Raw genomic sequence first — 23250 nt, 5'->3', positions numbered from 1 at the left:
TTTTCTTTAATCATTAAAGTCACGATAATAATTGCTGAGCCGCTGTGATAGTTCAGACCGCAACGCATCAATTAAACCCAAGGCCTTAGAATATTGCATGTTTGTTGGTCCTAGAATGGCAATTAAACCTTCGCCATTATTACCATCGTGATATTTAGCAGAAATCAGACTATAATCGGTCAACACATTATCATCCGCTAATTCATCACCGATCATCACAGCCAAATCACGTTTAGTATTCAAGAGTTCACCTAAACTAGAGCTGTGATCGACAAAACTATAAATCGATTTGAACTGCTCAATATTATCGCTGGTCAAATAATTCAACAAGTTTTTCTTGCCGTCGACAAAGACTTGCTGATGAAAAGCCCGACTCAATACATTATCAAAGACATCTAGCAAACTGATCGATTCACGTAAATAATTACGTAGCTTAGGCGCATTCGATTGCAGCCTAGCACTCACTTCTTCAATCGGTAAGCCAACAACTTCTTCATTGATCAAACGAACGACCGCTTCTAATTGATCACCATGGATACCCAAGGGTACATTGTAGACTTGGCTGTCCACAGTGCCATCATTAGTTACCATGATCAACATTACCTGGGAACTGCCCAAAGGCACCAAACGAAATCCTTCAAGCTTGACATCTTTCGAACCAGGTTTTAAAGAAATTGCCGTATAATCTGTCATTTCAGACAAAAGCCTTGCAGACATAGCAATGATTTCGTCGACCTTCGAAAAATTGTTAGCCAGTGCACTATGAATAACTTCCAGGGCGCTTTGATCGATTTTAGTCGGCTTGACCAAATTATCGATATAGTAGCGATAACCGCTTAACGATGGAACTCTTCCAGAACTTAAATGTTCTTTCATAATATACCCAGCTTGCTCTAAAACAGCCATCTCATTCCTGATCGTCGCAGAACTGACATGTACAGGTAATTGCTCTTGCAATTTTTTCGAGCCGATCGGCTGACCGACATTAGCATAGTCCTGAATGATCGTCTCCAAAATCAGTAATTGTCTTTCTGTTAACATCACAATCACCTCTTTTTTAGCACTTAACACTCTTGAGTGCTAAGTCAATTATTAATATACACGACATTAACTGAAACGTCAAGAAAAGTCAATGTTTTTTGCGAACTTTTCATTTAGCCTTACAAGCTTGTGTTAAAGCTTCTACTGGGGACTTATCCTGCAAAAATTCACGAGATTTTTTTTCATCTTTTTTCATTTGGTTAATCAATTCCTCGACACCTGAAAACTTGACTGAGGAGCGTAAGTACTTGAACCATTGAACTCTCACATTTTTATCATAGAAATCACGCTTAACATCGAACAAATTAATTTCAACAGTCAAATCATTGCTGGGCCCAAAAGTTTCGTTGTGACTAACAGAAGCCATTCCATCGAACCATTCATTATCTATATTCACTTTAACTGCATAGACACCGATCGCCGGAAGTTTTTGCCGCAAGGCACTATCAACATTGATCGTGGGAAAACCTAACTTTAGCCCACGTGCTTTACCATGAACAACAGTACCCGAAATTTCAAAAGGATAACCTAACAATTCATTGACTTTCATCATTTTTCCTTGATCTAAAGCATGCTTGATTTGTGTCGAGCCCACTTTTTCAGAACCGTCTTGCAACTCTGGCACTTCACATACCCTAAATCTACCAGCTGCATAATCAACTAAAGTTTTCATGTTCGCCACACTGGCTTTGCCATAAGTAAAATCAACCCCCGCCACTGCTTCAACTACATTCAAACCAACTATATATTTATTTACAAAATCTTTTGGACTCATTGGTACTAAATTTTGATTAAATTCAACTACGTAAGTTAGGTCAACACCAATTTTTGAAAATAATTCTAGTTTACGATTCAAGAGCGTCAAATAGCGTACCTTTGCTGGATCAAGATCTTGATAGGCAATTTTTGGATAACGATCAAAGGTCATGACTGCTAACTTAATGTTTTTTTCTTGGGCTATTTTTTTAGCAGTCTTAATAACCCTTTGATGTCCACGGTGGACGCCGTCAAAAAAACCTAATGCTAGAACAATTGGTTCAGAAGGTATTAGGTCTTTATCGTATGGCTCTGATAAATTAATAACTTGCATTTTCATTCCTCTTTCAGACTAAATCTATCATTTGCTCAGGTTGATATCTTTTTTTAGGCCTGTTGTAAAAATAAACACACCGTGCACGCCCCTCATAAAACAAAACAAGTTTGTTTTGCAGTTCACCTTTAAGTTGGTTTTGCACACTTTCGGGACTTAAAAAGCCGCCATTTTGAATGATCTTCCATTCATCAACAGATAATTCGTACTGCGGATATTTTTTCAAGGCGTGACTGACGGGCTTTAAAATTTGTTCCAGCTGTTGTTCATCCATTTCACTTAACTTTTTTAAGCTAATCGATTCCTCAATTGAAAAACCACCACTTTTTAGTCTAGTTAAGTCAGACATCACTGCAGGTACACCCAATTTTTTCCCTAAATCAACCGCTAGTGTCCGTACATATGTCCCCTTTTGACAACCAACTTCAAAAAAGATTTTTTGTTGTTTTTTTTCCTGATCGTAAACTGTTGGACTGGTTTGTTTGAAATAGTCTACGGTCACTTGACGCTCAGGCCGTTTGACCGGTTCATTGTGCCGAGCGTAATCGTATAGACGGCGGCCGTTAACTTTAATAGCTGAGTACATCGGTGGGATCTGAATCTGCGTACCCGTCAACTCTCTCATCTTTTCGTCTATTTGGTCGGCAGATATTCGTTTTTCAATTTCTTCTTTAGTAATAATTTTTCCTTCAAGATCTTCAGTTTCGGTCGCAAATCCTAATGTGATCTCTCCTTGATATATTTTACCAGAATCCATTAAATAGTTAACGACCTTGGTTGCTTTTCCAATACATATTGGTAAAACGCCATCAACATTAGGATCTAGTGTTCCTGAATGACCAACTTTACCTGTTTTGAAGATTTTCCTGCACTTGAAAACTGCGTCATTACTTGTCATTCCTCTTTCTTTATATAAAGGCAAAATACCTTCCATCAAAATCCCCTCATTTTTGGTCACTAATTTTTTCTGTTCTAAAATTGGTTTACTTTAAAAGCAACCGCGTCTTTTTTTAAAAGAAAACCGCTACAAAACAATGTTTTGCAGCGACCTGTCGTCAAAGATGTTTTAGGTATGGGACAACTTGATTTTTCTAGTTATCCATCAAAACACCTTCAGTAATATCTATTGTTCCTCCTGATGCAGCTTACGCAACAATTCATCAATATGCTCACCATATCGTTCTGATTTATCCTGTTTGAATTCAATTTCTGGAGTAACATAAATACTTAATCTATGTCCCAGTTCTCCTCTGATCAAACCTGTGGCCCTTTTTAAGCCCTTGGCTGTTTTCTCCTGATCAGAAGCCAAATCAGACAAAATACTGTAATATATTGTCGCCTGCTGCAGATCACCAGTGACATCAACGCCTGTGATCGTCACACCTTGAATACGTGGATCACGGACACGTTTTTGCAATATATCATTGACTTCACGCTGAATTTCTTGCGCTAATCTGCCAACACGTATCTGTTGTGCCATCATTATCCTCCCTTAAATTCTTTTCAAGGTTAATAATAGCCGTCAGTCAGCTATTATCGAACTGGTACTTCTTCCATAATATATGACTCGATTTGATCTCCAACCTTGATATCATTATATTTTTCGATCATCAAGCCGCATTCATAACCTTGTTTAACTTGTTTAACATCATCTTTAAAACGTTTCAAACTAGCCAAATTACCCTCATAAATCACAATACCATCACGGATCACACGGACACCACTATCGCGTTGGATATAACCGTTAGTGACAAAACCGCCACCGATCGTACCAAGCTTAGAAACTTTATAAGTCTCACGGATCTCAACTTGACCTGTGATTTTTTCTTCATATTCGGGTTCAAGCATTCCCTTCATAGCAGTCTCTATCTCATCGATTGCTTTATAAATAACATTATGCAAACGAATATCAACTTTATCAGACTCGGCTTGAGCACGGGCACGCGGTGTAGGACGAACATTAAAACCGACAATAATTGCGTTAGAAGCCTCTGCTAAAGTAACATCACTTTCATTAATAGCACCAACAGCTTCATGAATAATATTGACCCGGACACCTTCAACATCGATTTTCTTAAAACTTTGTGCCAAAGCCTCTACAGAGCCTTGAACGTCTGCCTTAATGATCACGCTAACTTCTTTCATTTCCCCTTCTTTTAAAGTATCAAACAAATTGTCCAAAGTCACATGGTTAGTCTTTTGACGTTCACGTAAAACTGCTTGTTCAGCACGTTTTTCACCGGCCGCACGTGCAGTTTTTTCATCACCAAAGGCTACAAATCTGTCCCCTGAATCAGGGACGTCACTGAGTCCAGTAATTTCAACAGGAGTTGCCGGAGTTGCTTCCTTGATTCGTTTGCCACGAGCATTTGTCATCGTCCGAACGCGACCAAAGGTATCTCCAACAACGATTGGATCACCAGTATGCAACGTACCTTGCTGTACAAGCAGTGAAGCAACTGGGCCCTTGCCTTTATCCAAACGTGCTTCGATCACAGATCCAGCCCCATGTTGTTCTGGGTTAGCCTTTAATTCAAGCATTTCAGATTCTAGTAAGATCATATCCAATAATTCATCAATGTTTTTACCAAATTTGGCAGAAATTTCAACGAAAATCGTATCGCCGCCCCAACTTTCAGGGATCAACTCATATTCAGCCAGCTGTTCCATAACATGATTAGGGTTAGCTCCCGGCTTATCGATCTTATTCACAGCTACGATTATCGGTACATCAGCAGCTTTAGCATGGTTGATGGCCTCGATCGTCTGCGGCATAACACCATCATCTGCAGCAACTACCAGAATAGTAATATCAGTGATATCCGCACCACGAGCACGCATATTAGTAAAGGCAGCATGACCTGGAGTATCCAAGAATGTGATCGTCTTATCATCATGATGCAATTGATAAGCACCGATATGCTGCGTGATACCTCCAGCTTCTCCCTCAGTAATATGAGAATTACGCAACCTATCAAGCAAGGTTGTTTTACCATGGTCAACATGTCCCATGATCGTAACAACTGGTGGTCTTGATACTAAATGCTCTTGGTTTTTCTGTTCATCTTCAAAGAACTTGTCGATATCAGAAACATCAACTTGAACTTTTTCTTCAGCTTCGATCCCATAATCTGCAGCCAAGATCTCAATCGTATCCTTATCAAGAGATTGGTTTTGGTTGACCATCACGCCCATCATGAAGAGTTTCTTGATGATCTCAGCAGGTTCACGGTGAATCTTTTTTGCAATATCAGCTACATTCATCCCGACTGTATAGATCAATTTGTCTGGCAATGGTTTATTCTTACGTTGTGAAACAGGATTATGCTTGATCTTCACATTGCGATTATTCTTGCGGTTATTATTGCGCCGATTCTTCTTTTTAAAATTCTTGTTACGATTGTTATTGTTGTTATTTGAATTGTTAAAACGATTATTTGAACGCGGGTTTCCTGAGCGTACATTACGCGTTCCATTATTTTTGGAGCTATTTTCATTCTTAGAATGATTATTTTGATTATTTACCGGACGGTTATTTGAACCATTATGTTCAGGTTTGCCTGAATTATGGTTTTGACTATGCTGTTTTGAGCCGTTATTTCTGGCATTTCTATTTCCATTCTGTTGATTTTTTGGAGCAACGGCCTTTTTAGCATGCTCATTTTTCTTATTGTTATTTGTTTTTTGCGCAGGAGCTTTTTTCTTAGGTTGATAAAATTCCCGAATCTGCCGCTCTTCGTTTTCACCTAAAACCGACATATGATTTCCAACACTAAAACCCTTATCTTCTGCAACTTTAATAATATCTTTGCTGTTTACATTTAATTCTTTCGCTAACTCATAAATTCGTTTTTTGCTCATACCATCAACCTCCGATTAGATTCTGCGGAGCATCTGTCCGACCGCAACGAATCAAACGATACTCCGTTTGATCCGCCTAAGTCGACAGTAACTCAAGCATTTTACGACCGAAGCCCCTATCAGTCACAGCGATCACACTTCTTTTTTGTCCGATCGCATTACTAAGCTCAAGCTCGTTAAAAGCTTGAGATAAACTAACATTATAGCTACGGCACTTGTCATTAAATCTTTTACGTGTATTTTCGGCACAGTCACTTGCTACAAAAACTACAGTGACCTTTTGTGCGCGCACTTGTTTTAGAACCATGTCTGTTCCCGTGGTAATTTTTCTAGCTCGTTGTGCGAGACCCAGCAGATTCAAAACTTTTTGTTTATTTTCCATCGCCAAATAATTCCATCCGTGCAACCTGATGATCAACGTAGGCAATTAATTCTTCATAAAATGAAGGATCGATTTTAATACCAAAGGTCTTATCAAAAGTTTTGTCTTCACGTGCTTTTTTCGCAATAGCTACATCTAAACGAATATACGCACCACGGCCCTGTTTTTTTCCAGTCGGGTCGATACTAACTTCATTTTCTTTGTTCTTAACGACTCGGACTAATTCTTTTTTAGGAAACATTTCGCCAGACACAATATCCTTACGCATTGGAATTTTTTTTGCCATTGTAGGCCACCTCCTAAACTAATTATCAGAATCCGGATTGGCATCGTTTGTTTCAGCAGAAGCTTCTATTGAAATTTCCTTGCCATCGTCTTCAACTTGTGTTTGTGTATCACTTTCTTGTTCTGGTGTATCATCTTGTACAGCAAACTCAGCGGATACTTTCTGCTCATCAAGTTCTTGCATATCAGATTCAGATTTAATATCGACCTTATAGCCGGTTAATCTTGCAGCCAAACGAACATTTTGTCCACGTTTGCCGATTGCCAAAGAAAGTTGATCATTTGGCACAACAACAGTACATACGTGCTCATTTTCAGGGTCAAAGCGGACTTCCAAAACATCTGCGGGATTCAAAGCATTAGAAATAAAGTCTGCCGGTTCCTCTTCCCACTGGACGATGTCCATATTCTCGCCTTTAAGTTCATTAACGATCGTTTGGATCCGTTCCCCCCGCGGGCCAACACAAGTTCCGACTGGATCAACGTTTTCATTGTTGGAACGCACGGCTACTTTAGCTCGGTCACCTGCTTCTCGCGCAATTGAAACAATTTCAACAGTTCCATCATAAATCTCAGGGATCTCCTGCTCAAATAATCGCTTCAAAAGATCCGGATGTGAACGGCTAACAAACACTTGTAGTCCCTTGGAAGAATTTTCAACTTTGTAAATGTAAACCTTGATTCGATCATGGGAATTGTACTCTTCACCTTCGATTTGATCTTGACGCGATAACAAAGCTTCGACCTTACCCAAGTTAACATAAATATAACGATTATCCCGCCGTTCAACTTCACCAGTTACAATTTCATTTTCATATTGAATGTACTGATTATAGATAATGTTATGTTCTTCTTCACGTACTCTTTGCATGATCACTTGCTTAGCAGTTTGAGCTGCGATCCGTCCAAAATCTTTAGGTGTAACTTCAAAACGGATAGTGTCGCCAACTTCATAAGCCTTATTCAAATCAAGAGCATCTTTTAAACTAACTTCCAAACGAGAATCAAAGACTTCATTTACGACTTCCTTGACTGCATAGACATGGATGTTGCCCTTAGCTTTATCAAATTCAACTTCTACATTCTGAGCCTGCCCATAATTACGTTTATAAGCAGAAACCAATGCATTTTCTAACGCTTCGATCACAATTTCTTTTTTGACGCCCTTTTCAGTTTCTAAAGAATCTAAGGCTTCAAGTAATTCCTTGCTCATTTTATTTTACTCCTTGTTTTAAACTTTACTAAAATTCGATTGCTAAGCGCGCTTTGGCAACTTTTTTGCGTGGAATAACAACTTCCTTTGTCCGAGTTTTATCACGATATTCTATCGTTAACTCGTCAGCTGTCAAGTTGACCAAATGCCCTTCATATCGCTTATTGCCAGCAACCTTTTCATACAAAGTTACGAAAATATTTGCTTGCTTTTCAGCAGCTTTTTCAAAATCTTTGTCTTTTTTTAAAGGACGCTCTGCCCCAGGAGAAGAAACCTCCAAGTAGTAAGCTTGTTGAATCGGATCTGGGTCGCAAGCATCCAACTTTTCACCAAGTTCATCACTGACCAATGCACATTCATCGATCGTGATACCACCTTCTTTATCAATAAAGACCCGTAAATACCAATTCTGACCTTCCTTAACAAATTCAACATCAACTAATTCAAAATGATATTTTCCCAAGATAGGTGTTACTAAATCTGATACCGTTTCAACGACACTGCTCACGCCTTGTCCTCCTTGTCAATAAAATTTTATGCTAAAATAATCTTTCTCTGATCGTTTCCAATAAAAAGAGTGAGCATTTCTGCCCACTCATTACGAGTTATCGAGTTATCAAGTTACTGTTTAAATCTTAGCATAGTCCCCTAAAAAAAGCAAGTCAATCAGCTTTATGACACCATTACAGCCGCTGATCTCTCAGTTTTAAAATAAATTATCAAACAAACTAAGCTGATTTTCGTCAGGGAGATCATCTAAAACATGATTTTCAGTCATATATTCAATCAAAGTATTAGAAACTTTACCTCTTTTTGACAAATCTTCTTTAGATAGAAATTCTTGTTCTTCACGTGCAGCAACGATTTGTTTAGCAGCATTCAAGCCTAAACCTGGAATGGCTGATAATGGTGCTAATAAAGTATCTCCGTCAATAATTAACCAGTCAGCTGCGTCGGAACGCTTGAGATCGACCATCTTAAACTTGAAGCCGCGTTCAAGCATTTCATTGGCTAATTCTAAGACTGTCAGCAAATTCTTTTCCTTAGTCGAAGCATCATTACCCTTGGAATTGATTTCGGACATCGCTGCTTTAACAGATTCTTTACCATGTACCATTGAGACCAGGTCAAAGTCATCCGCACGAACAGAAAAATATGCTGCATAATAAACCAATGGGAAATAAACTTTAAAGTAGGCGATCCGCAACGCCATCAAAACGTAGGCAGCCGCATGGGCTTTCGGGAACATGTACTTGATTTTTAAACAAGCCCCAATATACCATTCAGGAACTTCAGCTTCACGCATTTTAGCTTGCCATTCGTCAGGGATCCCACGCCCTTTTCTAACATGTTCCATGATCTTAAACGCCAGATCAGATTCAACACCCATGTGGATCAGATCCATCATAATATCATCACGACAACCAATAACTTCTGGCATGGCGACGGTTTTATTTTTGATCAATTCTTCAGCATTTCCTAACCAAACATCAGTCCCGTGTGAAAGACCCGATATTTTTAATAGTTCGGCAAAAGTTTTTGGGTGTGTTTGATCCAACATACCCCGAACAAAACGTGTTCCAAATTCAGGGATCCCTAAAGTACCAGTTTTAGACTGGATCTGGTCTTCAGTTACTCCTAAAATATCTGTACCTGAAAACAAGGCCATGACTCCAGGATCATCCGTCGGTATCGATTTTGGTTCGATCCCAGAAAGATCTTGCAGCATTCTGATCATTGTCGGATCATCATGACCTAAAATATCCAGTTTCAAAATATTATCGTGAATCGAATGGAAATCAAAGTGAGTTGTTTTCCATGTAGCACTGGTATCGTCAGCTGGATATTGAATCGGGGTAAAATCGTAAATATCCATATAATCAGGCACAACCAAGATACCAGCCGGATGTTGTCCGGTCGTTCGTTTAACACCGGTAGCCCCTTTAGCTAAACGATCGACTTCTGCGCTACGAATGTTTTGTTCAGTATCACGTTCATATGCTTTAACGTAACCATAAGCCGTTTTATCCGCAACCGTACCAATAGTCCCGGCACGATAAACATTCTTTTCACCAAACAAGACCTTTGTATAGTTATGCGCGATCGACTGATAGTCGCCAGAAAAGTTCAGATCAATATCAGGGACCTTATTTCCCTTAAAACCTAAGAATGTCTCAAAGGGGATGTCTTGGCCGTCTTTGACCAAGTGGGTTTTGCACTCAGGACAATCTTTGTCAGGTAAATCAAACCCTGACCCATATTCACCGTTTGTAAAAAACTGATTCCATTGGCAGTTAGGACAGCGATAATGCGGCGGTAAAGGATTAACCTCGGTGATTCCTGACATCGTAGCAACTAGGCTGGAACCAACAGATCCCCGAGAACCAACCAAATAACCATCTTTATTAGATTTATAAACTAATTTTTGAGAAATCAAGTAAATCACAGAAAAACCATTACCAATAATCGATTTTAATTCCTTAGCCAAACGATCTTCGACGACCTCTGGTAATTTATTTCCATACAACTCATGAGCCTTATTCATAGTCAAATTTTTTATATCATCTTCAGCGCCTGGCATTTTAGGTGTGTACAGCTTGTCTTTCACAGGTGAGATCTCATCACACATCTCTGCGATCTGTGTGGGAGAATCCACGACAACTTCCTCGGCTGTTTCTTCACCTAAAAAGGCAAATTCATCCAGCATTTCATCAGTAGTACGAAAATGGGCATCAGGGAGCTGACGTAATCTGTTCAGCGGATTAGCACCACTTTGTGAGTGGATCAAGATCTTACGGTAAATCGCATCTTCTTTATTCATATAGTGGACGTCACCAGTTGCTGCTACAGGGATTTTTAATTCATGAGCTAGCTGGATCATATTTTTAATAATTTCTTCCAAATTAGCTGTATCTTTGACTAGTTCCTGTTCGAGTAAAGGGGCGTATAGCGGTTTAGGCTGAATTTCAAGGTAATCATAGTAGCGTGCTTTTTCCTTAGCAGTTTCATAACCCTTTTGCATCATAGCAGTGAAAACTTCTCCATTTGCACATGCTGATCCGACCAACAACCCTTCCCGATACTTATTTAAAATTGACCGAGGTATTCTGGGAACTCGATAGAAATAATCTGTCATTCCCGCAGATACAGCTTTAAACAGATTCTTTAAGCCGTCCTGAGTTTGAGCCAATATGACTGCATGAAAGGGATGTTCATGCTTATAGGCATCATTTTCACCAGCATGATCATTCAGTTGATCATGATACTCAACTCCAAACTTCTCAACTGCGTCTTTAAGCATCGCAAAGTAAATAAATCCTGTCGCTTGTGCATCATAAATCGCACGGTGGTGATGTTCAAGGTTAACATTCAATTTTTTGGCCAGATTGTTTAGCTGAAATCTCTTCATTTCCGGGTACAAAACCCTCGCAAATGGCAAAGTGTCGATCCAAGGCTCCGAAATTTCTGCCAAATTATGACGTGCATACCCAGTATTCATGAAATCTACATCAAAAGTTGCGTTATGTCCGACAATAATGGTGCCTTTACAAAATTCTTGGAACATTTTGAAAACTTCTTCTTCGCTCTTTGAGCCTTTAACCATGTCATCGGTAATACTAGTTAAATTGATCGTAGTCTGCGACAAAGGATGACCAGGATCGATAAATTGCTCAAAAGTATCGATCACATTACCATCTTTCATTTTAACAGCCGCCAACTCAATAACTTTATCATAGCGAGCTGATAAACCTGTAGTTTCAGTATCAAAGACAACATATGTGGCATCTTTAAGTAAAACATGCTGGTCGTTATAAGCGATGGGTGTCCCGTCATCGACCACGTTAGCTTCAACACCATATAAAATCTTGACCCCATTTTGTTCGCCGGCACTATGAGCTTCAGGGAAGGCCTGCAGTGTTCCATGGTCGGTCACCGCGATTGCTTTTTGTCCCCAGTCGGCAGCTTGTTTGACATAACTAGAAATGCTATTAGTGGCATCCATCGCACTCATATTTGTATGCAGATGTAATTCGACTCTTTTTTTATCAGTTGGCGCCAGATCTTGACGTTTGGGGTGAGAAACAGAGTTTAAGTCATAAGCATTCACGACCAGATCGTGCATATAAGTATCTTCCTGTACACTGCCACGAACTTTGATCCAGCTGCCTTCTTCGATCGCAGCAAACATCGCTTCATCATTTTCATCACGCGAAAACTTCTTTACAACAAACGAAGAACTATAATCTGTGATTTTTAAGATCAATAATTGTCTTTCAGACCGTAAGACACGTACCTCCTTATCGAAGACATAGCCTTGAATTACAACTGAACGCTCTTCTTCCGTGATGTCGACCATTTGGCGCGGTTCAATATCACTTGAGATTTTCTTACCCAGTTGAATTGGACCATCGATCTGAGGAAGTTCTTTTTTATTCTTACGAGCCTCTTTTTGTTGATTTTGTTTCTGGATCGCTTGAATAGCCTTTTGTGCAAGTTCTGCATCACTTTTAGCCTTTTTTTCCTTGTATTCGTCTATTTTATCCTGGGAGGCAGATTCATCCACTAAAGTCGTAATATTTTGCGGCGGAAAACCAACCTTACGATAGGTATCTTCTATCGGACCTAAAGCCTGATTAACTAAAAAATCCTTGATTATTTCATTATCTGCAAGTAACATGACACGTCCATCCTGCAAATAAGGCACTTTTCCCTCACATAGACTTTGTGTCAAGTTAGACCGCAAACCGCTATTAGCGATAACCCACTGCCAATAATCGCCTAACTTTCGATTCGTTACTTCAGGAGCCGTCGCATTAATTGCGATCGTTGTTTGTGCTATTCCTTGAAAAGCAGAACTTAAATGTTGTTGCAACTGAATAAATAATTGAAATGGCAAAATATCAGTTAAATTTATTATAAAATCCCAGCGCTTAGACACTTGATGAACTTCAACACGAGAAATACTGCCATTTTCAAAATAGCCTGTGTCTTCTGGCTGCAACTGCAGATCGATCTGCTGCAATAACTTAGTCAGCATCTCTTTTTTACTTAATTCCAAATTTGCTCCCCTCTCTCCTAGATTTTGTTCCATTACTTATTTACGGATACTGTTTCATCTTCTATAGATAAAGACAGCCGAAACATTAAACGCGTTTCGGCCTGTCAATTTCTATTGTTCTTGATCTGCATTAAGCAAAATACTAAGTGAACTCAAAAGTTCTCCTGTCTGAACTTCCAATGTTTCACCAGTTTTACGTAATTTGATTTCAACGATCTGCTCGGCAGCCTTCTTCCCCACCGTGATCCGTACTGGCAAACCGATCAAGTCTGCATCAGCAAACTTAACGCCCGCACGTTCTTTTCGATCATCCAGTAAAACTTTGTAACCGGCCTGTTCCAGCATTTCTGTAACGTGCTCCGCTAAATCAGCTTGTTCGGCCTTTTTACTGTTAACTGGGACCACGTGAACATCAAATGGAGCTAAAGAACGTGGCCAGATAATACCATTATCATCACAATGCTGCTCAACAATGGCTGATAAAAGGCGTGAAACACCAATTCCATAGCAGCCCATCTTGACTGGGACCTGACGTCCATTTTCATCCAAGACAGTAGCACCCATATCTTTTGAATAACGTTCTCCAAGCTTAAAGATATGCCCGATCTCGATCCCGTGTTGAAATTTCAAAACTCCTTCGCCATCCGGAGAAATATCTCCCTCTTGAACTAGACGCAGGTCAGTGTATTCGGCTACCTCAAAATCTCGACCAATATTAGCATTCAAATAATGGAAGCCGTCTTCATTAGCACCAACGCCAACGTTAACCATACCTTCTACATCCAAATCGGCAATTACCTTGAGATCAGTAATACCAATTGGCCCTAGAGATCCAAAACCGGCACCAAAATATTCTTGAGCTTCCTCGTTAGTTCCTGGACGAACATCCAAAGCTGAAAAGTAGTTTTTCAATTTTGTTTCATTGACCTGATCATCACCGCGCATCAAAACAACAACAGCTTCACCATCGATCACATATAATAATGTTTTAACTTCGCTGCTTGTTTCGATCTGTAAATATTGTGCGACTTCATCGATCGTTTTGGCACCAGGTGTTGCAACTTTTTCAAGTTTTTGTGGTGTTTCATGTGACTTTTTAGCAACTCGAAGATTTTTAGCCATTTCTAGATTAGCCGCATAATCACTTGCGTCAGAGTAAACAACGACATCTTCACCGATCGGAGCCATCGCCATAAATTCCTTAGAATCTTTTCCTCCCATTTGACCAGAATCAGCTAAGATCCCACGAAAGTTTAAACCAGTCCGTTCAAAGATCCTAGTATAAGCCTGATTCATATTTTGGAAAGTTTGATTTAAGCTTTCATCATCAACATGAAAAGAATAAGCATCCTTCATCAAAAACTCACGCCCGCGTAATAAGCCAAACCGTGGTCTTCTTTCATCGCGGTATTTCATTTGAATCTGATATAAAGTTAACGGTAATTTTTTATATGATTTGATAGTATCGCGAATAATAGAAGTAAATGTTTCCTCATGAGTTGGGCCTAAAATCAATTCACGCTCATGACGATCCTTTAATTTATAAAGATCTGGGCCATATGCCTCGTACCGTCCGGTTTCTTTCCAAAGTTCCGCCGGCAAAACAGCTGGGACTAACATTTCAACTGCATTGATCTTATCCATTTCTTCGCGAATAATTTTTTCAATATTTTGCAGGACCATATTCGCTAATGGCAAATATGCATACATTCCCGCTGTGATCTGCTTAATATATCCAGCCCGCAGCATTAACTGATGACTTTTAGCCTCAGCATCGCTAGGCACTTCTTTTAAAGTTGGGATCAACAATTGCGATTGTTTCATGTACTAACTTTCTCCTCTCAGTTCTCAAACAAATAATACCTAGAAAAAATATCGTTGAATATCATTCCAAGTGACTAATATCATTAAAAGCATCATAAACCCAAAACCAATCAATGTGATCAAGGTTTCTTTACTTGGATCAAGTGGTTTACCGCGAATTGCTTCAATAATATTCAGTAATAGTTTACCACCATCTAACGCTGGGATCGGCAATAAATTTACGATCCCTAAATTGATCGATAAAAAGGCCAGCAGATTGATAACACTGATAAGCCCATATTTAGTTGCTTGTTGAGTGAACGAATACATTGCGACTGGCCCACCCAAATCATTCAGACTAAAACCGTGGAACATATTGACCAGCGCATCCCAAACGGCTTTCATCACAGAGTATGTCTGAGTGAAACCGTAAGTAATGATCCCCCCGAATGAATGATCAACTTTTTGACCGGCTTGGATCCCGATCATTCCTACTTTTTGACCACCAGAATTTTGTGATTTAGGCGTCAAAGTAACTTGCTGTTTCTTATTATCACGATTTATGGTCAATTCTGTTTTCTTACCTGCTCTACTTCCAATAGCAGTAGACAAAGAATCCCAAGAAGCCGTTTTTTTACCTTCAACGGCAACGATCTTATCACCCTTTTTTAGGCCTGCTTTTTGAGCCACAGAGTTTTCTTGCACAGCCCCAACTGTATTGATCGTTGTCACAGAACCACCTTGAATGCCAGCAATCAAAATAAAGGCCAAAATCGCTAAAAGAAAGTTATTCACTGGACCAGCAATATTTGTTAGGATCCTCCTGATCAAACTTGCTGATTGATACTGAACATTACGTGGAGCAATTTGTACTTCCGTGCCATCTGTTTCAATAATCATAGCGTTAGGCTTAACATTGAAGCGACGCAGCTTTTCTTCATCACCATTTTCGTATCCTTCGATATATAAATCATCGATCAGGTCCCATTCAGTCACTTCAATCGGCAAACCGTTCAATAAACTGACTTTATGGCTAGTATTAATTTTTTCAACCTCTTCATCTTGATCTAAAATCAAATTAACAGGCATCCCTTTTTGCAAGGTATCCTCATCATCTTCTAGACCGGCCATGCGGACATAACCACCCAAAGGCAAGATCCTGATCGTATAGGTCGTTCCATTTTTATGAGTAGCAAATAACTTGGGACCCATGCCAATAGAAAATTCACGGACTAAAATACCAGATTTTTTTGCAACTATAAAATGTCCAAATTCATGGGAAGTCACAATGATCCCAAAAACAATTATAAAAGCGATGATCGTAATGAACATCTGCCACCATCCTTCCCACTGGGAAAATTTTATAAATTACAGTAAACCGCAAAAATGCATCAATGGCAAAACAAACAAAATTGAGTCGAATCGATCCAAGATCCCGCCATGTCCAGGCAAAATTTTTCCTGAATCTTTAACATCAAAATAACGTTTATAGGCCGACTCTGCCAAATCACCAAATTGACCGGCAACAGACAGGATCAGTACCAATAACAACATGAGCGGTAAACTGTATGTAAAATGTGCTTGTAAAAAGAAAACATAAAGTCCAACAACAATAACTGTGGCGATAGTACCACCGATAGAACCTTCCCAGGTCTTGTTAGGACTAATATTTGGCGCCAATTTATGCTTGCCTATCTTACGACCGATCATATATGCTCCACTATCTGTGATCCATACAATGAACAAAGCAAAGAAAATCATCCAAATACTGCTCTGTCTAGCACTCATCATATAGTGAAAACCCAGACCAATGTAAATCGAACCGATCGTTAATGCACCTGCATCATCAAACGAAAATCTGTTTCGCGTAAAAACACTATTAAGCAGCAAAAATAAAATCAAAAAGTATGCTAAATCAAAGTGTGTTACTTTTTCTGGGAGAAAACTCAGCCAAGCGTTAGGTACCAAAAATACGGCCGTTAAAAGATAAGAAATGATGGCTTCAAAAGAAACCAACAGTTTCTTCTTCATCATCAGTAATTCCGAAGTTCCCACTAAACCCATAGCCACAACTAAAATATTAAACGCTGTTCCTCCCACAAAAATAAGCGGGATAAAAATAGCCAAAGCAATTACGGCTGTTATAACTCTTTGTTTCATTTACTCTCATTTTCTCCTTTTTGTGTTTTGATTCCGCCAAAGCGTCTGTCACGCTGCTGAAATACCACGATATCATGGTACAAATTTTCCGGTAGGTAATCTGGCCAATAAGTATCTGTAAACACAAGTTCGCTATATGCGATCTGCCACAACAAGAAATTGGAGATCCTTTGTTCTCCGCTGGTCCGAATCAACAGATCCGGATCATTATAGGGTGTCAACTGACCAGTCAATAGGTATTTAGCGAACAAGTCCTCATCGATCTGTTCAGTTGTAACTTTATCATTTTTAACATCTGTGGCAATATTCTTGACTGCAGCAATAATTTCAGTCCGAGAACCATAGTTTAAAGCAAAATTTAATATCATCCCATCACAATCTTTAGTTTGCTCAATGGCATTATTAACTGCTTCTTGTGTCTTTTTTGGTAATTGTTCTTCATCCCCCATAACATTCACTCGAACATTATGTTTGATCAGTTCAGGAACAAAGCGATCAAAAAATTTAACAGGCAGATCCATCAGAAAGTTCACTTCATCTAAAGGACGTTTCCAATTTTCTGTTGAAAATGCATATAAAGTAAGAACTTTTACTCCTATTTTACTAGCCGCTTTAGTGATCGTTTCAACAACTTCCATACCTTGTTTATGCCCTGCAACTCGTGGCAAATGTCGCTGTTGCGCCCACCGTCCGTTGCCATCCATTATGATTGCAATATGTTTAGGGATCCTTTGAAGGTCCACTGCACTTTTTTCGCTCCGTTCCTGTGAATCTTTCTTTTTCTTATTACTGAACAAAGGGTACACCTCCTGAGTATCAACAAATATTGTATCAAAAAAAACACAAGAGAGGCAAAAACTTTCAAGAAAATTAGGAAAATACTAATTATTCTAAAAATTTCTGCCTCTCTTTTATGTTAGTTTATTTGAAGATCTACCCTTCAAGTACTTCTTTTTCTTTGTCGTCAGCTAATGCTTCAAGGTTTTTGATCGATTCGTCGGTAACTTTTTGTGCCTGTTCTTCAAGAGCATGAAGCTCGTCCTCGTTTAAGTCACCATCTTTTTCAGACTTTTTGAGCTGTTCCATCATATCTCGCCGAATATTACGTACAGCAACTTTACCGTCTTCAGCCTTTGCCTTAACTTGTTTAGCTAACTCTTTACGACGTTCTTCAGTCAATTGAGGAATAACTAATCTAATCGCAGAACCGTCATTGGCTGGGGAAATTCCTAAATCTGACGCAAGAATAGCCCGTTCAACTTCTTTTAAAGAAGATTTATCATAAGGCGTCACAAGCAAAACACGGGCCTCTGGAACGGTGATTTGTGCCATCTGATTTAACGGTGTATCAACTCCATAATATTCGACGTTGATCCGATTAAGCAGACTTGCATTAGCACGCCCTGCACGAATATTTCCTAACTCGCGCTGTAATGCATCTTCAGATTTTGACATTTTAGCTTGAGCTTCTTTGATGATCGGATTACTAATTTTCATAATCTATTTTCCCTCCACTGTAGTTCCAATGTTTTCGCCGAGAACAACCTTTTTGATGTTCCCATGTTCATTCATGTTGAACACAACCAACGGAATATCATTATCCATTGATAGAGAAGAAGCTGTCGTATCCATAACATGTAAACCTTTATTAATGATATCTAAATGAGTCAGTGTTTCAAATTTTTGAGCCTCTGGATCAAGTTTTGGATCGGCAGAATAAATGCCATCTACACCATTTTTGGCCATCAAGATAACATCAGCGTTGATCTCAGAAGCACGCAATGCAGCTGTGGTATCGGTAGAGAAGTACGGTGAACCTGTTCCACCAGCGAAAATAACAACACGATGTTTTTCCAAATGACGAATGGCTTTTCTCCGAATATAAGGCTCCGCGATCTGACGCATTTCAATCGAAGTCTGAACCCGAGTAGGAACACCAATTGTTTCAAGGTTGTCTTGCAATGCAAGAGCATTCATGATCGTTCCTAACATACCAATATAATCTGCTTGGGCACGTTCCATCCCCATTTGAGCCCCTGCTTCGCCACGCCACATATTTCCACCGCCGACAACGATAGCAATCTCAACGCCCAGATCGTAAACATCTTTCAATTCCTCTGCGACCTTACGAATTTCTGGGGGATTAATTCCATGTCCTTCCCTTCCGGCCAATGCTTCACCGCTAAGTTTGATAATTACACGTTTGTACTTGACTGACATGCTGCTCCTCCTAGTATCCATCCATATATTATGAATTCACGTTCACTGGACATTTTAGCACAATTTACCGCTTTATTGAACTAGTGCAAAATAAAAAACTATTTTACCGAATAACGATCAGTTCAAATAAAAACAATAATTGACTAAAGTATTTCTAATTACAATTATGTACAAAAAAAGTCCTTGAATCAACAAGGACCTAAAATTGGGTCTAAACTTTTTAGTGTTGATGAGCGTTCATCAGCACTATTTTTGTACAAAAAAGGACATCATTTGTCCTCATATGCTACGATTAAAGCGATAAAACCAAATCAAAGCGAGGTATAAATGATGTCCCAAACTGATTCTATCCTAAATTTACTCAATATCCAAGACCCAAATATCAAAATTTCAGCTTGTACTGATTTTTCACAGGCCGGAGTTCACGAAAAACTGCTTTCAGCTACGCTGACTTACCCCGTCGAACGCTGTGTTAATTGTGGTTCCACGAATCTTGTTCAGAATGGGACCCGCCTGACCAAGATGAAACTGCCCAGCCTAGGTGAACAACCGCTCCGCATGAACCTGCGCAAACAGCGTTATCTGTGCCGAACTTGCCACCATACTTTTAGCGCGCAGACGCAGCTCGCTCCGCCTCGGCACTCGATCACCCGCCAAGCAGTCCACGAAATCGCGACTTTAGCTAAGAACTCACTGCCAGTCAAGACGATCAGCCAGGCCGTGGGGATCTCAGCTTCCTCGGTTCAACGGATCTTGTATAAGGATCAGCGGGCTTTAGTAACGCCAAAAGAGCTGCCGACAGCTCTCAGCTTTGACGAATTTCGTTCAACTAAGAACTGCTTTTCTTTTATCTGCATTGACGCAAAAACACATGATTTGGTCGCCTTATTGCCAGATCGTCTCTCGCAGACGATCCGCGAGTATTTCACCAATACTTATACACTTTCTGAGCGTCAAAAAGTTCAACTGGTGACCATGGATCTGAATGCACAGTATCAGACTTTCGTCCGTCGTCTTTTTCCTAACGCACTGATCGTCTTTGACCGTTTCCATATTGTTCAGTTAGCGGGTCGGGCACTTGACCATGAACGGCTGCGTGTTTTAAAAGGGATCAACGACCACCACGACCGCAACTATAAAGTTTTAAAAAGCAACTGGCGCTTATTCCACTTAGCTGAAAATCAACTTGAGACCTCCCAGGTTAAATATTATCGGGGATTAAATGAATACACGACTGCCCAAAATGTGGTCGATCTGGGACTCAAGAATTTTCCACAGTTCGCAGAAAACTATCAGACCTATCAAACGATCTTAACCTTTATTCGCAACCGCGATCGGGCTACTTTACAACAATTAGTTATGAACTACCGTCCCAATGGTACTGAAATGGATACCGTCATGAGGACCATTCAAAAGAACTACTTAGGGATCAGGAACGCTTGTCTCTATGACTACTCTAATGGGCCGTTAGAGGGGATCAATCGCAAGATCAAAGAACTTAAACGTAGCTGTTACGGATTCAGTAACTTAAGGCATTTCTTTATCCGCATCAAATTGATCCATGCCTAAGATAAAAAATTTAGGTCAACACTGTGGGAGGCAGGTGCGGGCCCATTTCGCTACGCTTCGGACCCGCACCTGCCTCCCAACCCAAACACTTTAATCTAGCTATGGCAGTAAAAAAAGAACCCTACCATAAAGATAGAGTTCTATGGACCATCAACACTATTTGACAAAGTCCCCTAAAATTACTATTTACGACGGCGTTCTGGGATACGAGCTGCCTTACCTTGCAATGCACGCAAGTAGTACAACTTAGCACGACGAACACGACCGTTACGAATAACTTCAATTTTATCAACACGTGGTGAGTGAACTGGGAAAGTACGTTCAACCCCTACACCGCTACTGATTTTACGAACAGTGTATGTTGCAGAAATACCTTCGCCACGGCGTTTGATAACAACACCTTCAAACATCTGAATACGTTCACGCTTACCTTCAACGATACGTGCATGTACACGAACTGTATCGCCTGGGCGGAAATCTGGAATATCATCACGCAGTTGAGACTGTGTGAGCTTTTCAATTAATGGATCAACTGACATTACTTTTCTTCCTTTCACCGACATTCATGTCCAGTCGCAGCGGAATATCGTTAATATGGCCTAACAGCCAGATATTAGTTTAGCATAACAATTAGTCTGTGTAAATAAGTTTTTCAGACTTTTCAAGCTAAAAAGCTGTCAACTTTTGTTAAGAACGCTTTTGCTTGAACAAACTTATCCAGTGCTTTTCTTTTTCTGATAGTTGGCGCTCTTCCAACAAATCAGGACGTCGCTGATATGTTTTATAAAGAGCTTCTTTTTGTCTCCATTCCGCGATCTTTTGATGATTGCCAGATAGCAGAACGTCTGGAACTTTCAGGCCGCGAAAATCAGCTGGTCTGGTATACTGTGGATATTCTAATAATCCGGAAGAAAATGAATCATCTGGTGCTGAAGCACTATTGCCTAAGACTTCCGGTAAAAGTCTGACAGTTGCATCGATCATGACCATTGCTCCTAATTCTCCACCCGTTAAAACGAAATCACCAATAGAAAACTCATCAGTCACTAACCGTTTTATTCTTTCATCATAACCTTCATAATGCCCACAAATAAAAGTCAACTGCGGTTCTTTAGCAAGCTCTTCGGCCGCTTTTTGATCAAATTTGCGGCCTGCAGGATCTAATAAGATCACTCGACCTAAACTTCCACGTTTTTCATTAACATCTGCAAGAGCGTCATAAATAGGCTGTGCTTGCAATAACATTCCTGCACCGCCGCCATACGGATAATCATCCACGTGGTTTTGTCGATCCGTAGTAAAATCGCGGAAATTTGTTAGGCTAACATCTAAAATATTTTTTTCAACTGCTTTCCCGATAATAGAAGAAGAAAGTATTCCACCAAACATCTCGGGAAACAGACTTAAAATATCTATTTTCATTGTTCATCCAATCCTTCAAGCCAATCAACTATCACACACTGTTGCTCAAGGTCTACCTTTTTAATAACATCTTTGATAGCGGGCAATAATACTTCCTTGCCATTTGGCCGTTTCACTACCCACACATCATTAGCTCCTGTCTCCATTACCTCAGAGATAGTACCTAGAAGCTCATCTTCTAAAGAATAAACCTCTAGGCCAATTATTTCCCGGTAATAATAGGCGCCTTCTTCAAGCGGAGATTGCTGTTCGCTAGTGATCTGCAGTTGAGCACCCTTGTACTTTTCCACCTCGTTAATATCATTAATTTCTTCAAAAGCTAATATTTCAAATTGCTTTTGTGACCAGTGGCGCTTGACTGTTAATTTGACGGGAGAACTATTTTTTTGTGACACGTATAATACTTGCCCAGGTACAAAACGTTCTTCCGTGAAATCTGTAGTTGCTAAAACCTTGACCTCACCGCGAATTCCATGAGTATTTACAATTTCTCCAACATTAAAATAAGTCATAAACACACTCCTAAAAAAGAAAGCCCCTGTCCAAAACTTATGTGTCTGAACAAGAGGCTCTAAACTATTTGATTATTATTGGTCCACGATGTTTAACCGCACTCTTGCAGAACCATTTAAGTGGACACTGTAAACGATCGTTCGAATAGCTTGCGCAACACGACCATGCTTGCCAATAACACGACCAACATCAGCCGGTGCTACGGATAAATTAAAATTTAAAAAGTGTGCATCCCGTTGTGTTTCGATAGAAACAGCGTCTGGGTCTGCAACAAGAGGTTTAACAATCGAAATAATTAATTGCTTCACATCTGCTTCATTCATTTAATTTACCTTATTTCTTAGCTAACTTACTTTCGTGGAACTGCTTCATGATACCTTCCTTAGAAAGGATATTACGTACTGTATCTGAAGGTTGTGCTCCATTACCTAACCATTCCAAAATACGATCTTCTTTCAAAACAACTTCTTCTGGTTTAGTCAAAGGATTATATGTGCCGACCGTTTCGATTTGGCGACCATCACGTGGTGCACGTGAATCAGCGACGACGATACGGTAAAATGGACGCTTCTTGGAACCCATCCGCTTCATACGAATTTTAACTGCCATACTCTAACACCTCCTACATATTT

Annotated in this window: 22 protein-coding genes; 1 reads left to right on the top strand and 21 read right to left on the bottom strand. The window is 39.7% G+C overall.

The window, feature by feature from the left end; genetic code table 11:
• Positions 1-6: 6 nt before the first annotated feature.
• The 16 genes from hrcA to pyrH all read right to left on the bottom strand — a co-directional run bounded on the left by hrcA (position 7) and on the right by pyrH (position 19114).
• On the bottom strand, positions 7-1041 hold the full coding sequence (gene hrcA / locus BQ5903_RS05390; protein WP_079579016.1) for a heat-inducible transcriptional repressor HrcA: 1035 nt from the start codon (positions 1039-1041) through the stop codon (positions 7-9).
• A gap of 109 nt (positions 1042-1150) precedes the next feature.
• Positions 1151-2131 carry a riboflavin biosynthesis protein RibF gene (ribF, locus tag BQ5903_RS05385; protein WP_079579014.1) on the bottom strand — a complete coding sequence of 327 codons (981 nt, stop codon included), beginning with the start codon at positions 2129-2131 and terminating at the stop codon, positions 1151-1153.
• Positions 2132-2144: 13 nt separating this feature from the next.
• Positions 2145-3065: a tRNA pseudouridine(55) synthase TruB gene (gene truB / locus BQ5903_RS05380; protein ID WP_010496170.1), complete on the bottom strand. Its 921-nt coding sequence runs from the start codon at positions 3063-3065 to the stop codon at positions 2145-2147.
• A 189-nt stretch (positions 3066-3254) separates the two neighbouring features.
• Entirely contained in the window at positions 3255-3611 is a 357-nt protein-coding gene (gene rbfA, locus BQ5903_RS05375) for a 30S ribosome-binding factor RbfA (RefSeq protein WP_010496172.1), read from the bottom strand.
• 53 nt (positions 3612-3664) lie between these two features.
• A complete protein-coding gene (infB, locus tag BQ5903_RS05370) occupies positions 3665-5992 on the bottom strand; it encodes a translation initiation factor IF-2 (RefSeq protein WP_010496174.1) in 2328 nt (775 codons plus the stop codon).
• Positions 5993-6068: 76 nt separating this feature from the next.
• Positions 6069-6374, bottom strand: a complete 306-nt coding sequence (locus BQ5903_RS05365) for a YlxQ-related RNA-binding protein (RefSeq protein ID WP_010496176.1) — start codon at positions 6372-6374, stop codon at positions 6069-6071.
• Positions 6364-6660 (bottom strand): RNase P modulator RnpM, encoded by a 297-nt coding sequence (rnpM, locus tag BQ5903_RS05360; RefSeq protein WP_010496177.1) that lies wholly within the window; start codon positions 6658-6660, stop codon positions 6364-6366. Before rnpM ends, BQ5903_RS05365 begins: the two co-directional genes overlap by 11 nt.
• Before the next feature lie 18 nt (positions 6661-6678).
• Positions 6679-7872: a transcription termination factor NusA gene (gene nusA / locus BQ5903_RS05355; protein WP_010496178.1), complete on the bottom strand. Its 1194-nt coding sequence runs from the start codon at positions 7870-7872 to the stop codon at positions 6679-6681.
• Between the two features lie 28 nt (positions 7873-7900).
• Positions 7901-8380 (bottom strand): ribosome maturation factor RimP, encoded by a 480-nt coding sequence (rimP, locus tag BQ5903_RS05350; RefSeq protein WP_010496179.1) that lies wholly within the window; start codon positions 8378-8380, stop codon positions 7901-7903.
• 198 nt (positions 8381-8578) lie between these two features.
• Positions 8579-12910 carry a PolC-type DNA polymerase III gene (locus BQ5903_RS05345; protein WP_407936225.1) on the bottom strand — a complete coding sequence of 1444 codons (4332 nt, stop codon included), beginning with the start codon at positions 12908-12910 and terminating at the stop codon, positions 8579-8581.
• Positions 12911-13042: 132 nt separating this feature from the next.
• Positions 13043-14755 (bottom strand): proline--tRNA ligase, encoded by a 1713-nt coding sequence (locus tag BQ5903_RS05340; RefSeq protein WP_010496181.1) that lies wholly within the window; start codon positions 14753-14755, stop codon positions 13043-13045.
• A gap of 39 nt (positions 14756-14794) precedes the next feature.
• The gene (gene rseP, locus BQ5903_RS05335) at positions 14795-16066 is read right to left on the bottom strand and encodes an RIP metalloprotease RseP (RefSeq protein ID WP_010496182.1); all 1272 of its coding nucleotides are present in this window, start codon (positions 16064-16066) and stop codon (positions 14795-14797) included.
• Positions 16067-16102: 36 nt separating this feature from the next.
• Positions 16103-16894 carry a phosphatidate cytidylyltransferase gene (locus tag BQ5903_RS05330; RefSeq protein WP_010496183.1) on the bottom strand — a complete coding sequence of 264 codons (792 nt, stop codon included), beginning with the start codon at positions 16892-16894 and terminating at the stop codon, positions 16103-16105.
• Positions 16891-17691, bottom strand: a complete 801-nt coding sequence (locus BQ5903_RS05325; RefSeq protein WP_010496184.1) for an isoprenyl transferase — start codon at positions 17689-17691, stop codon at positions 16891-16893. The genes BQ5903_RS05330 and BQ5903_RS05325 overlap by 4 nt, the downstream gene beginning before the upstream one ends.
• Before the next feature lie 136 nt (positions 17692-17827).
• Complete coding sequence (frr, locus tag BQ5903_RS05320; RefSeq protein ID WP_010496191.1) at positions 17828-18391, bottom strand: ribosome recycling factor; 564 nt, start codon at positions 18389-18391, stop codon at positions 17828-17830.
• A 3-nt stretch (positions 18392-18394) separates the two neighbouring features.
• Positions 18395-19114 (bottom strand): UMP kinase, encoded by a 720-nt coding sequence (gene pyrH / locus BQ5903_RS05315; protein ID WP_010496193.1) that lies wholly within the window; start codon positions 19112-19114, stop codon positions 18395-18397.
• Between the two features lie 327 nt (positions 19115-19441).
• Here pyrH and BQ5903_RS05310 point away from each other — a divergent pair, with 327 nt between their 5' ends.
• On the top strand, positions 19442-20683 hold the full coding sequence (locus BQ5903_RS05310; protein WP_079578423.1) for an ISL3 family transposase: 1242 nt from the start codon (positions 19442-19444) through the stop codon (positions 20681-20683).
• Between the two features lie 182 nt (positions 20684-20865).
• Here the strand turns inward: BQ5903_RS05310 and rplS are convergent, their stop codons facing one another.
• The 5 genes from rplS to rpsP form a co-directional block, all read right to left on the bottom strand.
• Positions 20866-21222 carry a 50S ribosomal protein L19 gene (gene rplS, locus BQ5903_RS05305; RefSeq protein ID WP_010496195.1) on the bottom strand — a complete coding sequence of 119 codons (357 nt, stop codon included), beginning with the start codon at positions 21220-21222 and terminating at the stop codon, positions 20866-20868.
• A 148-nt stretch (positions 21223-21370) separates the two neighbouring features.
• The gene (gene trmD / locus BQ5903_RS05300) at positions 21371-22105 is read right to left on the bottom strand and encodes a tRNA (guanosine(37)-N1)-methyltransferase TrmD (RefSeq protein WP_056971043.1); all 735 of its coding nucleotides are present in this window, start codon (positions 22103-22105) and stop codon (positions 21371-21373) included.
• Positions 22102-22617, bottom strand: a complete 516-nt coding sequence (gene rimM / locus BQ5903_RS05295) for a ribosome maturation factor RimM (RefSeq protein WP_010496199.1) — start codon at positions 22615-22617, stop codon at positions 22102-22104. Before rimM ends, trmD begins: the two co-directional genes overlap by 4 nt.
• A gap of 75 nt (positions 22618-22692) precedes the next feature.
• Complete coding sequence (locus tag BQ5903_RS05290) at positions 22693-22941, bottom strand: KH domain-containing protein (protein ID WP_010496201.1); 249 nt, start codon at positions 22939-22941, stop codon at positions 22693-22695.
• A gap of 10 nt (positions 22942-22951) precedes the next feature.
• A complete protein-coding gene (rpsP, locus tag BQ5903_RS05285) occupies positions 22952-23227 on the bottom strand; it encodes a 30S ribosomal protein S16 (protein ID WP_010496203.1) in 276 nt (91 codons plus the stop codon).
• Positions 23228-23250 lie beyond the last annotated feature (23 nt).

The sequence above is a fragment of the Ligilactobacillus acidipiscis genome (assembly GCF_900116935.1).
Lineage (GTDB): Bacteria > Bacillota > Bacilli > Lactobacillales > Lactobacillaceae > Ligilactobacillus > Ligilactobacillus acidipiscis.
The sequence above is the reverse complement of the archived record's forward strand: the minus strand, read 5'-3'. Positions and strand labels throughout refer to the sequence as shown.

Bases quoted from the DNA above. Each gene is read 5' to 3' on its own strand.
- frr (WP_010496191.1), bottom strand. From the start codon at position 18,391: ATGAAAATTAGTAATCCGATCATCAAAGAAGCTCAAGCTAAAATGTCA.
- BQ5903_RS05365 (WP_010496176.1), bottom strand. From the start codon at position 6,374: ATGGAAAATAAACAAAAAGTTTTGAATCTGCTGGGTCTCGCACAACGA.
- rimM (WP_010496199.1), bottom strand. From the start codon at position 22,617: ATGACTTATTTTAATGTTGGAGAAATTGTAAATACTCATGGAATTCGC.
- infB (WP_010496174.1), bottom strand. From the start codon at position 5,992: ATGAGCAAAAAACGAATTTATGAGTTAGCGAAAGAATTAAATGTAAAC.
- BQ5903_RS05345 (WP_407936225.1), bottom strand. From the start codon at position 12,910: ATGCTGACTAAGTTATTGCAGCAGATCGATCTGCAGTTGCAGCCAGAA.
- nusA (WP_010496178.1), bottom strand. From the start codon at position 7,872: ATGAGCAAGGAATTACTTGAAGCCTTAGATTCTTTAGAAACTGAAAAG.
- BQ5903_RS05340 (WP_010496181.1), bottom strand. From the start codon at position 14,755: ATGAAACAATCGCAATTGTTGATCCCAACTTTAAAAGAAGTGCCTAGC.
- pyrH (WP_010496193.1), bottom strand. From the start codon at position 19,114: ATGTCAGTCAAGTACAAACGTGTAATTATCAAACTTAGCGGTGAAGCA.
- rbfA (WP_010496172.1), bottom strand. From the start codon at position 3,611: ATGGCACAACAGATACGTGTTGGCAGATTAGCGCAAGAAATTCAGCGT.
- ribF (WP_079579014.1), bottom strand. From the start codon at position 2,131: ATGCAAGTTATTAATTTATCAGAGCCATACGATAAAGACCTAATACCT.
- trmD (WP_056971043.1), bottom strand. From the start codon at position 22,105: ATGAAAATAGATATTTTAAGTCTGTTTCCCGAGATGTTTGGTGGAATA.
- BQ5903_RS05290 (WP_010496201.1), bottom strand. From the start codon at position 22,941: ATGAATGAAGCAGATGTGAAGCAATTAATTATTTCGATTGTTAAACCT.
- rnpM (WP_010496177.1), bottom strand. From the start codon at position 6,660: ATGGCAAAAAAAATTCCAATGCGTAAGGATATTGTGTCTGGCGAAATG.
- BQ5903_RS05330 (WP_010496183.1), bottom strand. From the start codon at position 16,894: ATGAAACAAAGAGTTATAACAGCCGTAATTGCTTTGGCTATTTTTATC.
- BQ5903_RS05310 (WP_079578423.1), top strand. From the start codon at position 19,442: ATGATGTCCCAAACTGATTCTATCCTAAATTTACTCAATATCCAAGAC.
- rseP (WP_010496182.1), bottom strand. From the start codon at position 16,066: ATGTTCATTACGATCATCGCTTTTATAATTGTTTTTGGGATCATTGTG.
- hrcA (WP_079579016.1), bottom strand. From the start codon at position 1,041: ATGTTAACAGAAAGACAATTACTGATTTTGGAGACGATCATTCAGGAC.
- truB (WP_010496170.1), bottom strand. From the start codon at position 3,065: ATGGAAGGTATTTTGCCTTTATATAAAGAAAGAGGAATGACAAGTAAT.
- rpsP (WP_010496203.1), bottom strand. From the start codon at position 23,227: ATGGCAGTTAAAATTCGTATGAAGCGGATGGGTTCCAAGAAGCGTCCA.
- rplS (WP_010496195.1), bottom strand. From the start codon at position 21,222: ATGTCAGTTGATCCATTAATTGAAAAGCTCACACAGTCTCAACTGCGT.